This is a genomic window from Bacillus sp. N1(2025), from assembly GCF_053470005.1.
On sequence record NZ_JBLTJB010000003.1, the window covers coordinates 352,950 to 367,395 of the forward strand.

General features: G+C 48.4%; 12 protein-coding genes. All 12 read left to right on the forward strand.

What is annotated here, in order from left to right:
- The first annotated feature begins 3 nt into the window (after positions 1–3).
- Positions 4–4,479 (forward strand): type VII secretion protein EssC, encoded by a 4,476-nt coding sequence (gene essC / locus ACNFN4_RS09560; RefSeq protein WP_448200136.1) that lies wholly within the window; start codon positions 4–6, stop codon positions 4,477–4,479.
- Entirely contained in the window at positions 4,476–7,601 is a 3,126-nt protein-coding gene (gene esaA, locus ACNFN4_RS09565) for a type VII secretion protein EsaA (RefSeq protein ID WP_448200137.1), read from the forward strand. The genes essC and esaA overlap by 4 nt, the downstream gene beginning before the upstream one ends.
- A 7-nt stretch (positions 7,602–7,608) precedes the next feature.
- On the forward strand, positions 7,609–8,082 hold the full coding sequence (gene essA / locus ACNFN4_RS09570; RefSeq protein WP_021495371.1) for a type VII secretion protein EssA: 474 nt from the start codon (positions 7,609–7,611) through the stop codon (positions 8,080–8,082).
- 60 nt (positions 8,083–8,142) lie between these two features.
- Entirely contained in the window at positions 8,143–8,874 is a 732-nt protein-coding gene (locus ACNFN4_RS09575; protein WP_021495370.1) for a (S)-benzoin forming benzil reductase, read from the forward strand.
- 164 nt (positions 8,875–9,038) lie between these two features.
- Positions 9,039–9,569 (forward strand): HD domain-containing protein, encoded by a 531-nt coding sequence (locus ACNFN4_RS09580; RefSeq protein ID WP_007613450.1) that lies wholly within the window; start codon positions 9,039–9,041, stop codon positions 9,567–9,569.
- A 137-nt stretch (positions 9,570–9,706) separates the two neighbouring features.
- Positions 9,707–9,943, forward strand: coding sequence for a DUF2642 domain-containing protein (locus ACNFN4_RS09585; RefSeq protein ID WP_179156118.1), 237 nt, complete (start codon positions 9,707–9,709; stop codon positions 9,941–9,943).
- Positions 9,944–10,078: 135 nt separating this feature from the next.
- Positions 10,079–11,185 (forward strand): AI-2E family transporter, encoded by a 1,107-nt coding sequence (locus ACNFN4_RS09590; protein WP_014418769.1) that lies wholly within the window; start codon positions 10,079–10,081, stop codon positions 11,183–11,185.
- A 61-nt stretch (positions 11,186–11,246) separates the two neighbouring features.
- Positions 11,247–11,468 (forward strand): spore germination protein, encoded by a 222-nt coding sequence (locus ACNFN4_RS09595; RefSeq protein ID WP_007408682.1) that lies wholly within the window; start codon positions 11,247–11,249, stop codon positions 11,466–11,468.
- A 71-nt stretch (positions 11,469–11,539) separates the two neighbouring features.
- Positions 11,540–11,788 (forward strand): YueH family protein, encoded by a 249-nt coding sequence (locus ACNFN4_RS09600; RefSeq protein ID WP_003152028.1) that lies wholly within the window; start codon positions 11,540–11,542, stop codon positions 11,786–11,788.
- 65 nt (positions 11,789–11,853) lie between these two features.
- Complete coding sequence (locus ACNFN4_RS09605; protein ID WP_003152031.1) at positions 11,854–12,252, forward strand: YueI family protein; 399 nt, start codon at positions 11,854–11,856, stop codon at positions 12,250–12,252.
- A 96-nt stretch (positions 12,253–12,348) separates the two neighbouring features.
- On the forward strand, positions 12,349–12,900 hold the full coding sequence (locus ACNFN4_RS09610) for a cysteine hydrolase family protein (RefSeq protein WP_003152033.1): 552 nt from the start codon (positions 12,349–12,351) through the stop codon (positions 12,898–12,900).
- A gap of 17 nt (positions 12,901–12,917) precedes the next feature.
- Positions 12,918–14,384 (forward strand): nicotinate phosphoribosyltransferase, encoded by a 1,467-nt coding sequence (locus tag ACNFN4_RS09615; protein ID WP_014418767.1) that lies wholly within the window; start codon positions 12,918–12,920, stop codon positions 14,382–14,384.
- The last annotated feature ends 62 nt before the right edge of the window (positions 14,385–14,446 follow it).

The following is a 14,446-nucleotide window of genomic DNA, read 5'->3' on the forward strand; positions in this document are numbered from 1 at the left end:
CATATGAGTCTGTTATGGGTTTTTTACCGAGAGCACGTACAAAAGGTTCAACTGTCTGAACTCCCGCCGTCTCAGCCGATTACGATCGGTCCGGATATGAAAGATACTATCACGGTCGGCACACTTCCGTTACGGCAAAACGCCGCAACCCTTTATCGAAAAGAAACAGATCGTTATGATGTTTTCCTGGGAAATAACTGTGCCGGCGAATTGACAATAGGAAATGAAATGCCCTGCCGGATTGAAGAAGAGACGATGCGGCTTCTGCTCACCCCTGACAAAGAAGAATCCTCCGTCTATTTTATCGGCGGGAAGGATGAGATCGTTTTCTCATCAGAAACAGAGGAAGCGGATATATACAAAGAGCCGTCCTCCGCTCAAACAGGGGCTTTTTATCTGCGAAAGTCGGCAGGATGCTGGTCTGTCGTCCCTGATGGCCAGGACGTTTATGTGAACGGAAAGCTTGCAGAAGCTCCCGAAAGGCTCCGGACGGGAGATGAGCTGCTGTGGAATTTTCTGCGTGTGAGGCTGACGGAGGACGACCTTTTAGAAGTCGTTCATCACGAAAAGCTTCAAACCGGTTTAACCAAAACGGTAAAACCAAGCACCGAAATGAAAAAGAAATACCCGCAATATCGAAGAACGCCGCGCATGGTCTACGATCTTCCAGAAGACCGCGTTTCATTCAGCTTTCCCTCGCAGGAAAGCGAACAGAATAACCGGGGGCTGTGGCTCGTCATTCTGCCTCCTTTGGTCATGCTGATTGTAATGGGGGTTGTCGCCATTATACAGCCGAGGGGCATATTCATCCTTGTCTCTTTGGCGATGTTTATGATGACTCTCATTACGTCAACCGTGCAGTATTTCCGTGAAAAAAACCAGCGGAAAAAACGGGAGGAAAAACGGGAGCGTGTGTACAAGCAGTATTTGGAAAGCAAACGGAAAGAGCTTCAGACGCTGTCGGAAAAACAGCTGCAAGTGCTGACGCATCATTTTCCCCCGTTTGAAAAAATGAAATATTTAACTTCTGAAATCAGCGGCCGCATTTGGGAGAAATCGCTGGAAAGCAGGGATTTTCTGATGCTTCGGCTCGGAACGGGAACGGTCCCGGCAAGCTACGAGATTTCAATGAGCGGCGGAGACCTGGCGAACCGTGATGTGGATGATTTGATGGAGCAGTCGCAGCACATGCAGCGTGTGTATAAAGATATCCGCCATGCGCCCGTGACCGTTGATTTACAAGAAGGGCCGATGGGGCTTGTCGGGAAACCCCAGATCGTCAAAAATGAAATTCACCAGCTGATCGGCCAGCTCGCGTTCTTCAACAGCTACCATGACCTGCGGTTTGTCTTTATCTTTCATGAGGACGAATATAAGGAATGGGAATGGATGAAGTGGCTGCCGCAATTTCAGCTGCCTCATATGTATGCGAAAGGATTTATTTACAATGAACAGACCCGCGATCAATTGTTATCGTCCATTTATGAGCTGCTGCGGGAGCGGGATTTGGAAGAAGATAAAGAAAAGAAGATCTTCCAGCCGCATTTTGTCTTTGTCATCACAAATCAGCAGCTGATCGCAGAGCACGTCATTTTAGAATACATCGAAGGCCGGCATGAGCATCTCGGCATCTCGGCAATCATCGCCGCGGAAACGAAGGAAAGTCTGGCAGAAAACATTCACACCCTCGTCCGCTACATTAATGAAGATGAGGGAGACATTCTCATTCAGCAGAAAAAAGCGGTGCAGATCCCGTTTAAGCTGGACAGGCACGAACGGACAAACAACGAGCGGTTTTCCCGGACGCTTCGGACATTGCACCATCAGGTCGGAATGACGAATTCCATTCCTGAAACGGTCTCATTTCTGGAGCTGTTTCATGCGAAGGAAGTAAAAGAAATCGGCATCAGGCAGAAGTGGGAGACAAGTGAGTCTGCAAAATCGCTGGCTGTTCCGATCGGCTATAAAGGAAAAGACGACATCGTCTATTTAAACCTGCATGAAAAAGCGCACGGGCCGCACGGATTGCTGGCGGGAACGACCGGCTCCGGGAAAAGTGAATTTCTGCAAACGTACATCCTGTCATTGGCCGTTCATTTCCACCCGCATGAAGCGGCGTTTTTGCTGATTGACTATAAGGGCGGAGGAATGGCCCAGCCGTTCCGCAAGATGCCGCACCTTCTCGGGACCATCACGAATATTGAAGGAAGCAGAAACTTCAGTATCAGGGCGCTTGCATCCATTAAAAGCGAGCTGAAAAAACGGCAGCGTCTGTTTGATCAATATCGCGTCAATCACATCAATGACTATACAAAGCTGTATAAACAGGGAGAAACGGATATTCCGATGCCGCACCTGTTTTTGATTTCAGATGAATTCGCCGAGCTGAAAAGCGAAGAGCCTGACTTTATCAGGGAGCTTGTCAGCGCGGCCCGCATCGGACGGAGCCTTGGTGTGCATTTAATTCTCGCCACGCAAAAGCCGGGCGGCATCATTGACGACCAAATATGGAGCAACTCACGCTTTAAGGTCGCGCTGAAAGTGCAGGATGCAAGTGACAGTAAAGAAATCCTGAAAAACAGTGATGCGGCGAATATTACGGTCACCGGACGCGGCTACTTGCAAGTCGGAAATAACGAAGTGTATGAGCAGTTCCAGTCTGCCTGGAGCGGCGCCCCTTACATGGAAGATGTATACGGCACCGAGGATGACATTGCCATCGTTACCGACACCGGCTTAATTCCGCTGTCTGAGGTGGACGCGGATGATGCGGCGAAAAAAGACGCCCCGGCAGAAATAGAAGCCGTAGTCGAAGAAATCGAGCGGATTCAAAATGAAATGGGCATTGAAAAGCTGCCGAGCCCGTGGCTTCCGCCGCTTGCCGAACGTATCCCGCGCACGATTTACCCCGCGCAGGAAAAAGACCGCTTCTTTATCGCCTGCGTTGATGAGCCTGATCAGCAAAGACAGGCGCCTCTCGCTTATACGATGATGGATGACGGCAACATCGGCATTTTCGGCTCATCCGGCTACGGCAAGTCAGTGGCTGCCATCACCTTCCTGATGAACTTCGCGGAAGGATACACGCCGGAAGAGCTTCATATGTACATCTTTGATTTCGGAAACGGCACGCTTCTGCCATTGGCAAAGCTTCCGCACACCGCAGACTATTTCTTAATGGATCAAATGAGAAAGATCGAAAAATTCATGATCCGCATCAAGGAAGAAATCGAGCGGCGGAAACGGCTGTTCAGAGAAAAAGAAGTCAGCCATATCAAAATGTACAATTCGCTCAGTGAAGAAGAGCTGCCGTTTATATTTATCACAATTGACAATTTCGACATTGTAAAAGATGAAATGCATGAATTAGAAACGGAATTTATCCAGATTTCACGCGACGGGCAAAGCTTAGGCATTTACTTCCTGCTGACCGCAACGAGGGTAAACGCTGTCCGCCAGTCGCTGTTAAACAACATAAAAACGAAAGTCGTCCATTATTTAATGGATCAGTCAGAAGGATACTCCATTTACGGGCGTCCGCCGTTCAGTCTCGAACCGATCCCGGGCCGCGTCATGATCCAAAAAGAAGAACTGTATTTCGCGCAAATGTTTCTTCCGGCTGAAGCGGAAAATGACCTCGAGATGTTCCAGTCGCTGAAAGATGATGTCAAAGCTTTAGCTGAGCGCCACGCCGGAACAGCCGGCCCAGACCCGATTCCGATGCTTCCGGATAGGCTGACGGCCGGCGAATTTTCACTCCGTCTCGGCCCGGATCAAGAACCGTTCCGCATTCCTGTCGGGCTTCATGAGGAAAAGGTCAGCCCTGTGTACTTTGATCTGGGCAAAAATAAGCATTGTCTTATTTTGGGCCAGACACAGCGTGGAAAAACAAACATTCTGAAAGTGATGCTGAATCACCTGCTGCGTGAAGGTACGGAACGGGTCGGGCTGTTTGACTCGATTGACCGCGGACTGTCGCAGTATGCGCAGGAAACAAAGATCAGCTATCTGGATACAAAAGAAGACGTCCGGCAGTGGATCGAAACGGCAGAAGCCATTTTCACGGAGCGCGAAGCTCAGTATGCGCAGGCCGTCAAAAATGGCGATGTGCACAAACTCAGTTTCTCTCCGGTCGTGTTAATGGCCGACGGCATTACAAGATTCCAGCAGACGATCGACACCGCCATTCAGGACAAGCTGGCGATGTTTATGAAATCGTACGCGCATGTGGGCTTCAGTTTTATCCCGGCGGGCAATCACAGCGAATTCTCAAAAGGCTATGATTCCTTAACGACGGAAATGAAACAGATCCGCCACGCAATGCTGCTTGTGAAAAAATCCGAACAAAATGTCATTCCGCTGCCTTACCAAAGGCAGGAACCGGACATTCAGCCGGGCTTCGGCTATTTGGTTGAAAACGGGAAGGAGCAAAAAATCCAAATACCTTTATGTTCAGCGGAAAGGGAGGCCGTCAGATGACTGAACAACGAAAAAGCCTGATCAAATTAATAGCCGCGGTCGTCATCATTCTGCTGCTGCCGGTGCTGTTTTTCCGGTTTATCGGCGATGACCCGGGAAAACAAAAAATCAACGCCACCCGCCAAATCGCAGTCGTGAATGAAGACATGGGCTTACAAACAGATGAAAATGAGGAAGAGGAATCCGTCCATTTCGGCAAAGAAGTAGCGGCCGCTCTCGGCGGCCGTCCGGATTATTCATGGACGGTTGTCAACAGGAGCGCGGCTGAAAACGGCCTGGCGGCTAAGAAGTATGACGCCGTCGTTTACATTCCATCCGATTTTTCAAAAGATATCTTAAGCTATGACAAGGAGCGTCCGCAAAAAGCCACGCTGACATTCAATATTCAAAGCAACCTGAACGCCGTCAACAAAGAAAAGGTGCAGCGTGAGCTAGAAGACGCCCAAAAATCAATGAACAAAAAAATGTCGGCATTATATTGGAATTTCGTCTCACAAAAAGTGAACAATGTCCGAGGCGATTTTGACAAGATCGTCAATAAAGAATCAGAGTTTCAAAACGTCATGTACAACTTTTACAAGCCGAGCTCCAATGACTTGGCAGGTGAAATCAAGCGGCAAAAAGACCTGATTGACGAACTGAAAAAATCAATGAATGAAGCGCAAGGCGCGGCAAAAGAAAAATTGACTTCGGCAGATGAAGCCAAAACCACGCTCAAAGACTTTGCCGATACGGTCGAGCGCTATAAACAATATCAAGAAAATCAGAAAAAACTGCTGATGGCCGCGCAGGAACAAAATCAAAAGCAAATCACAACCGGACTGAATGCCATTAAAGCACAGCAGGCCGCCAACCAGTTCAGCACGATGATGAGCGGGCTGTCTTCAGGCATAAACCAGGCGCAGACACAGCTTGACCAGACAGGATCGGCTCTTCTTGCCGCCAAACAGGTGAGAGAAGCGCAGGTTCCTGAGCAGGAACACGGGATGGCAGATATTCAATCCAATTTACTGAACAATTTTTTGACTCAATATAAAGCCCAAGCAAGATTTGAAACACTGAACAGCATCCAAACCCTTATGAAAAGGGATCGGCCAGCATTAACCGTTCCGGAAAAGGACCCGGGGGATGACGGCTCGGATGAACCGAAAGAAGAAGAAAAACCGGAAGAAGAAAAACCCGGCGATCTGAAAATTGACCTAGACGATCAGCGTGACGAATTAAAGCGCATCTCCGCTGAAATCAATCACATTTCTGACGGATTAAAAGAACCGGAAAAAGAAAATCCGGCCCCTGAAAAACCGGGCCAAGGTGATGACGGTGAAAACTCCGGCGATACCGATCCGAATAACGGAACGAATCCCGGAGAAGGCGGAAAAACGGAAGACGGCACAAAAGATCAGCAGCCTGCTTCCGATAACACAGGTGATCAGGAGCCAAAAACCGTCCAGACCGCCACTGCCGCTAAAAACGTCACTCCGCCTGCTGATGAGCCGGCGGACGATCCAAACGATTCTGAAGGGGACGGCGGCACGGACATATCTGAGGCGAAAGAAAGGCTGAACCAAGCCGCAGAGCGCATTCAGCAAATTGAAAAAGAGCTGGAAGAGAAACAGCAGACTCATAATGAAGAACTGAAAAAACGTCTTGATGCTCTTGATGAAGAAATCCAAGGCCTTAAAGACCAGATTGCCGAAGTTGAAAAACGGGCAGACAAATTAAAGGAAAATCTGGAAGAATTAGAAGAAACGAGAAAACAAGACTTCAATACCGTTTACAGATTGATTGTAAGAACAGAACAGAACATTTTGAACTACCCGTCATTGGATAGCGGCCGCAAATCTGCTCTTGAACAGATATTTGCCGCTGACATTAATACAAAAAAGATATCAGATTTAATGAGTTACTATAATGATTTATCTCTGTATGAGGCGACACTCTATCACTCTCTTGACGCGGGCTCGCTGCCTGATGTGAAAAACAGGGTGCTGAAAGCCCAGCAAGGCGAAGTTCAAACCGTTCTCGCCATCAAACCGGTGGAAACGGCAAGCTGGGAAAACCTGAAAAATAACAAGATGCAGACAGATGAAGACATCAGCAATTTCATTAAAGGCATGACCGAATTCTCGGATAACTACAGTACCTATATCAGAGATGAACAAGCCGGGGTGCTCGATGAGCTCGCCAGCATTTCAGACAGCGCGGCGAAAGCATCCGATCAGCTGGCTGAAGGTGCCGTGCAGGAAGCGGCCGCGTTCAGCGGAGACGGATTAACCGGAACGATGGCGCTCGGCGCTCAGGATACCGTCGGCCGCGAAGTCCTGCAAATGTCTGACACGATGGGCCATCTGTCAGAACGCCAGTCCGGCATCATCAGCTATACCGACAATATGCAGCAAAGCGTAAATGACGTCCAGCAAAAAGCGGACACCCTGAACAGCAACTGGGGCAAAAACGTCGATTCCACGAAATTGATCAGAAATGACGTGTACGGCATTTTAGGGAACGCGCTCGTTGACGGACAGGAAAACGGCTACGTTTATGATTATCTCGCCAACCCGCTTAAAATCAGCGGAGAGGTGCCGGAAGACCGGGTTCAGAATGTTCCGCCGGTCGTCATTTTGGTGATCGTCCTGATCAGCAGTCTTCTGATCGGCTATTTCAGCTCGTATTATCAGCAGGCGCCGCTTCTTGTCAAAGGCGCGCTCTTTGGGATTTTAAACATTATGGTCGGATTGATGATCAGTCTGTTCGGTCTGAATATCTACTCGCTTCCGGACGATCAGACGATTAAATGGTCAGTCTTTACGATTCTCTTGCTTGCGGCGAGTTCAGCTTTTATCCGGGCAGCCTTTGTCTTCAGCTCGATTACCGGATGGATCGCATCATCAGCGCTCATTCTCTTTTATGTGGCGCCTTTGATCGACCTGATTATGCCGAACTTCACCTTTGACAGTCCGGTTTCGAAAGTCTATATCGATATTCAATACGGAACGGGCCATCTGTTTGCGATGGGGGTAACGGTTCTTGCGATCATTACGCTGATTGCGGCGGCGCTTCCGCTCGTCATTCGGCTGTTTGCGGAAAAAACGGAGGAAAGTGATCAGTCTTATGAGGCGTAACACGTTCATGGAAAAAGGATTGCTGCTGTTTGCTCTCTCCTTTTTCCTTTTCCTTCCCCAAGCCGCAGCCGCGAATGAGGAAAATACTGATGTCAAGCCGAATGAATATGAAAAGAAAGACATTGAAATTCGTACGGATTACCTGCACGACGATGCCTACTCTGAGGAAAAAACGGCGCTTCCGAAAGAACAGAAGGATATCACCTTTGATCAGCCGGCCGAAAACCCGGATGACAAACTGATATCAAATTTGTTTACATCGTCAGACACGGAGCCGAATACGATCAAAGCGCAATCGAAAAAACTGGGTATCACATTTGCCGAGCCGGCGGTGAGGCGTACCTCGGCAGATATGGAAACGGAAGAGAAAAAGACTTCTTTTCTGCTGCCTGTCATTTATGCCGTCTTGATACTCCTCGGGATTGCGGCCATGATCTATCTGATCCCGAAAGTCACGGCGCAGGAAAAGGCAAAGCGGTAAACGGATCGCTTGTGTTTGCGGGAAGACAGCCCGTAAAATAAGAAAAAAAGGAGGAGTTTCATGCAGTTTTTTCTTATAACAGGCGCGTCAAAAGGCTTGGGCCGGGCGCTTACGGAACAGGCGCTTCAAGAAGGAGCCGAAGTCGCCGCGCTTTCAAGAACGATAAGCGGGGAAAAGCGCGAGGGACTGACAGAATACAGTGTTGATCTAACCGACCTGGCAGATACCGGGCGGCAGATGAAGGCGATTCTTGATCAAGCAGAGGAGAAGGGGTACTCCGCCGTCACACTGATCAACAATGCCGGAATGGTGGAACCGATCAAGCGGGCGAAAGAGGCTTCCGCCGAAGAATTGAACCGCCATTACACCCTTAATCTGACGGCGCCCGTTTTGCTCAGCCAAATGTTCACAAAGCGTTTCGAAGCGTTCAGCGGCAGCAAAACAATTGTCAACATCACATCGGGCGCGGCGAAAAATCCTTATAAAGGCTGGAGCGCGTATTGCAGCTCAAAAGCGGGGCTTGAGATGTTTACGAGAACATTCGGGTTTGAACAGGAAGATGAAGAGCTGCCGGTCCGCATGATATCATTCTCGCCGGGAGTGATGGATACAGACATGCAGGCTGTCATCCGTTCTTCGTCAAAAGAAGATTTCCATGACATCGAACGGTTCCGCAATCTGAAAGAAACGAAAAACCTCAGAAGTCCTGAATACATCGCCGGCGTCATTCACTCACTGATCGCGGGCGAGCCGGAAAACGGACGGATATACGATATCAAAGAATTTTTGTAGAGCAGCGTTCACGCTGCTCTTTTTTGTTTGTACAATCACTTCGGAGTCCGGCGGCATATGATGAATGAAACAACGTATAAGGGGTATAAGAAATGTATCAGATGAATTGAGTTTCTTCTCGATTTATGTTAGGATTCTAAAAATATAAATAAGGAGGGGTTTCCATGAGAAATGTAACGTTAATGGATGTCTTCACCCATCCAATCGCACAAAAGTATTTACAGCGTTCCGGTGTCGCCCATGCGATCGCCTGCGCGTTTCATGCATACCGTCTTGCCGTAAAAGCAGGTGTCAGCCCGGATCTTGCGGCGAAAGCGGCTTTACTGCATGACGTCGGCCATTATGAATGGTACACAGACGGCAAATGGGATTATGAAAAGTACAGAAGAAACGATATCCATGCCATTAAAGGCGCGGAACGGGCGCATAAGCTGCTCATCCGGCTCGGTGAAGAACCGAAAGCGGCGAAGGACATTGCGCTGGCGATTCTGCTTCACACCGATTCCTATCTGCCTGAAGGCGAACTGGACAAGAATACGCTCCAGCAAATCGTGAAACAAGCGGATGAACTCGATGAAGAACCCGGCGGACATCACCATTACCGCCAAATGGATCACACGGCCGCGCTCAAACAAATCCAAAAGCTTGATCAGTTAATTGACCAAGCCCAATATCCCATAAGAAGCTCAGTCTAGGCCACTCATGCGGCCTTTTCCGCTTACATAACTCCGCATGCTCACTAACACCTTTTCCGCTCCGATAGACGTACTGTGTCAAAGCCTTTGTCCGCTGCATATGCTGAAGGAAAACATAGTAAAGGGGATCAGCGAAAATGGCCCATCAAGGAAGCCCGCAAATCGTCTCGTTAGTGGACCCTTACGTTTATCAGACCATCCATAAGCTTATCGGCTCAAGGTTTATTATTCAAACCGTCAGACGCATTATCAGAGGACGGCTGATTGATGCCACTCCGGATCACATCGCCATTGAAGAAACGCATGACCGTATATTTTATATCAGAAACCGCCATGTGGTTTCCGTCATGCCTGATTATACCGAACGCGTGTAACAGCCCGAATAAGGCGCAAACCGGAGGCGGCCCTATAGAACCCCGGTGCGTCTTCTTTTTGAGATACATAGATGCACGGCGGCTTTTTTTGGTACAATCACAGTACAAGTTCACATGACAATAGGAGGAAACCGCTTGTTGAAATCAAAGGTCCATTTTTGGACGCTGCAAATTTTGCTCGTTTTGCTCATTATTTACGTATCAACGAAAGTCTCGTTTATTTTTCAGCCGTTTTTCGGTTTTATCACCACTCTGTTTTTTCCGATTTTGATCTCGGGCATTTTGTTTTTTATTTTTAATCCGATCGTGCGCCTGCTTGAGAAAAAAATCCCCCGGACATTGGCGATCCTGCTCATTTATCTCGTTTTCATCGGCCTGATTGCCTTTATGTTCACCGCCATCGGACCGATTGTGGCTTCCCAGGTCACGGGGCTGATTAACAATTTCCCTGATTACATTCATCAGATTCAAGTCTTGACGGCGCAATTATCCCATTCCAAATGGTTTACGTGGATGATGACGCAGGATTATGTGTCGATAGAAAAAATCCAGCAGTCTCTGACGGGATTTTTACAAAGCCTTCCGCAAAATATTACGGCAAGCCTGTCGGCCGTGTTCGGCGTCGTTACGAATATCACGCTTGTCGTGATCACCGTTCCGTTCATTTTGTTTTATATGCTGAAGGACGGCCGGCGGTTTCCGCTCTTGGCGGTCAAAATCCTGCCTTCTTCCTACCGGGCGGAAGGCAGGAAAATATTTAACGACTTATATGTCACATTGGCCGCCTATTTCCAAGGCCAGCTGCTGATTTGTCTCTTTGTCGGAACGGCATGCTTTATCGGATATTGGATCATCGGCCTGCAGTATGCGTTAATTCTCGGGATGGTGATCGCCGTCACCAATATCATTCCGTACCTGGGGCCGTTTCTCGGGGCGGCGCCCGCGGTGATTATCGCGTTTATGGATTCGCCGGCTAAGGCGCTGTTTGCCGTTATTGTTGTCGTTGTCGTCCAGCAGCTTGACGGGAACCTGCTTTCTCCGCTTGTCATCGGGAAACGGCTCAATACCCACCCGCTCACCATTATTCTTCTGCTTATCGGAGCGGGCAGTTTCGGCGGCATTCTCGCAATGATTCTGGCCGTGCCGGTTTACGCGGTTTTAAAAGCTTTCGTCTTAAATATCGTCCGGCTTATCAAACTTCGTCAGCGGTCAAAGCTCGAAGACAGCCGCAAGCCGAAATAAAAACGGGCACAACTCCCGATGCAGCGCATAAAATGCTGTAAAGAAAAGCGGAGGTGTGGGTATGCCTGCAATTGTGGGACCGATTTATATTATGAGTTTAGCCGGAGACGCTGCGGCGAGCTTCGGTGACGTGTTTGCCATTTCTCCCAAAGCCGTTGACCACTCAGGCGCGGGGGCAGGGGCGTTTCATTCCGGAGATTTTGTCAAAGTCACTAATAAATTCAGCAAAACGCGCTTTGAAGACATCGATGTGTTTGACGAACCTGATTGGTTCAACGCGTGACAGCCTCCTTTTAGGAGGCTGTCGCTTTTTTGTAGTATAATAGAATCAGTCTTTATAAAAGGGGAATTTTTATGAAAATCAGAAAAGCGAATATTACCGTGCAGTCCGGAATGATCGGTGATGTATATCTGCATGAAAATAAAAAAGAACAGCATACCCTTGTAGCCGTTCCGGAACTTGAGTGGAGCACGATCATTTCCTATGAGGAAGAGAAAAAGGCGCTGGCGCAGCGGCTTTTACAATCATTCAGCAAGCTGATTGAAGAAGAGCCCGCGGGAGAGCTCGCCGGCAAGATCTCCCATTGGGTGGCTGAAATGTAACGAAGCGGTTTACCGCGTCCCGTCCGGGGAGATAATTGTAAAACAAGCTGAGGAGGGACAGGCCGATGAGCGACAAAACGGTTGACCTTTATTTACAGCAGGGGATGTACGGCCCTCTGCAGACGAAACCGGATGAACGCCATTTATTTTTAGGCTCGCTCCGTGAAAGAGTCATCATTGCCCTGACGAAGGGGCAGGTGCTGCAAAAGCAGCCGTATGAAGAAGTGAAACAGGCGCTGAAAAGCCGAAAAGACGCGGTGCTCTATATAAACGGAAGGCTCCCGTATCATGCTTATTCACCATATATGAAGCTTGCCGCACTTGCCGGTGTCCGAAGCTCCGTCATATCGGACCTTCAATTCGAAACGCCGCTCGGCCTGGTTTTTGCCGCCGATTATGCCGTGAACCTTGACGGCATTTACGTACAGGATGACATTTTTCAGCGCTCACTCCTGAAATCTTAAAAGGGCAAAACACCGTTTGTCATTTTACAATGCCAATTCACTTACAAGTGGAGATAGGATATAATGGTTTTCATATGAATGGCGGGGAGGCCGGCTATGAAAAAAGCATTTATATGCATTGATTATACGAATGATTTTGCAGCAGAGAACGGGGCATTAACCTGCGGAGAACCCGCGAGACAGATTGAAGATACGATTGTCAGTTTGACGCAAGCATTTATAGAAAACGGTGATTACGTTGTCTTTGCGGTAGATTCGCATGATGCAGACGATGATTTTCATCCCGAGACACGCCTGTTTCCTCCGCATAATATTAACGGCACGGAGGGCAAAGAGCTGTACGGAAGGCTATCGCCTCTTTATGAGAAACATAAACACGCAAAAAACGTAAATTATATGGAAAAAACGAGATATTCTGCTTTTGCGGGAACGGATTTAGAGCTGAAACTGCGGGAACGGCAGATCACTGAGCTGCATCTTGCGGGCCTGTGCACGGACATCTGCGTTCTTCACACGGCGGTTGACGCCTACAACAAGGGCTTTCAGATCGTCATTCATCAAAACGCTGTGGCCAGCTTTAATCCGGAAGGGCATGAATGGGCCCTGTCCCATTTTAAGAACAGCATCGGAGCGCAAGTGGCAGAGTAAGGAAGGGGAAAATAATTTTGGTGGAGCATGGTTTTAAAGACGACAGTTTGTCTTTACATACAGATCTTTATCAAATTAATATGGCCGAAACGTACTGGAGAGACGGCATTCATGAGAAAAAAGCGATTTTTGAGCTTTTTTTCAGAAAGCTTCCCTTTGAAAACGGCTATGCGGTATTTGCGGGCTTAGAAAAAGCAATCGAATACTTGGAGAACTTCAAATTTACCGACAGCGATCTGAATTATTTAAAAACGGAATTGCACTATGCTGATGATTTCATTGATTATTTACGGGATCTTTCTTTTACCGGATCTCTTTACAGCATGAAAGAAGGCGAGCTCGTTTTTAACAACGAACCGATTATGCGGGTCGAAGCGCCCCTGATCGAAGCCCAGCTGATTGAGACGGCTCTGCTTAACATTGTGAATTACCAAACATTAATCGCCACGAAAGCGGCCCGCATTAAAGGCGTTGTCGGTGACGAAGACGCCCTCGAATTCGGAACGCGGCGCGCCCATGAAATGGATGCGGCTATGTGGGGAGCGAGAGCGGCTCTGATCGGCGGCTTCAGCGCAACGAGTAATGTAAGAGCCGGAAAGCGTTTTAATATACCGGTATCCGGCACGCACGCTCATGCGCTCGTACAAGCGTACCGCGATGAATATACGGCATTTAAGAAATATGCGGAGACCCACAAAGACTGCGTATTTCTCGTAGATACGTACGATACGATCCGTTCGGGCATGCCGAATGCGATTAAAGTCGCAAAGGAATTCGGCGACCGGATCAACTTCATCGGCATCCGCTTGGACAGCGGGGACTTGGCGTACCTGTCAAAAAAAGCGCGTGAAATGCTTGATGAAGCGGGTTTTACAGACGCAAAGGTCATTGCTTCAAGCGATCTTGACGAGCACACGATATTAAATCTGAAATCCCAAGGAGCGAAAATCGATACGTGGGGCATCGGCACGAAGCTGATTACCGCATACGATCAGCCGGCCCTCGGCGCGGTTTACAAGCTTGTCGCCATTGAAGAGGACGGCAAACTGACTGACACCATTAAAATTTCGTCAAACCCTGAAAAAGTGACAACGCCGGGAAGAAAGAGAGTATACCGGATTATCAACAAGCTGAATCACCACTCGGAAGGTGATTATATCGCGCTTTATGACGAGCGGGTAAATGATCAGAAACGCTTAAAAATGTTCCATCCCGTCCACACGTTCGTCAGCAAATTCGTCACTGACTTCTATGCGAAAGACTTGCATGAGCCGATCTTTGAAAACGGCGTTTTATGCTATGATAATCCCGAAATTACCGACATCCAGCAATACGTGCAGGATAACCTCAAACTTCTGTGGGAGGAATACAAACGGATCAGCAAGCCGGAAGAATATCCGGTCGATTTAAGCGAAGACTGCTGGAGCAACAAGATGCAGCGGATTCATGAAATCAAAAGCGAGCTGAAACGGGAACTTGAATAGAAGACAAAGCGGCCTTTCCTTTCTCTGGAAAGGCCTTTTTGTTGTGATAATATTTTTCACAT

Bases quoted from the DNA above. Each gene is read 5' to 3' on its own strand.
- ACNFN4_RS09585 (WP_179156118.1), top strand. From the start codon at position 9,707: ATGGCCCATCAAGGAAGCCCGCAAATCGTCTCGTTAGTGGACCCTTAC.
- ACNFN4_RS09595 (WP_007408682.1), top strand. From the start codon at position 11,247: ATGCCTGCAATTGTGGGACCGATTTATATTATGAGTTTAGCCGGAGAC.
- essA (WP_021495371.1), top strand. From the start codon at position 7,609: ATGGAAAAAGGATTGCTGCTGTTTGCTCTCTCCTTTTTCCTTTTCCTT.
- ACNFN4_RS09610 (WP_003152033.1), top strand. From the start codon at position 12,349: ATGAAAAAAGCATTTATATGCATTGATTATACGAATGATTTTGCAGCA.
- ACNFN4_RS09580 (WP_007613450.1), top strand. From the start codon at position 9,039: ATGAGAAATGTAACGTTAATGGATGTCTTCACCCATCCAATCGCACAA.
- ACNFN4_RS09605 (WP_003152031.1), top strand. From the start codon at position 11,854: ATGAGCGACAAAACGGTTGACCTTTATTTACAGCAGGGGATGTACGGC.
- ACNFN4_RS09575 (WP_021495370.1), top strand. From the start codon at position 8,143: ATGCAGTTTTTTCTTATAACAGGCGCGTCAAAAGGCTTGGGCCGGGCG.
- ACNFN4_RS09600 (WP_003152028.1), top strand. From the start codon at position 11,540: ATGAAAATCAGAAAAGCGAATATTACCGTGCAGTCCGGAATGATCGGT.
- essC (WP_448200136.1), top strand. From the start codon at position 4: ATGAGTCTGTTATGGGTTTTTTACCGAGAGCACGTACAAAAGGTTCAA.
- esaA (WP_448200137.1), top strand. From the start codon at position 4,476: ATGACTGAACAACGAAAAAGCCTGATCAAATTAATAGCCGCGGTCGTC.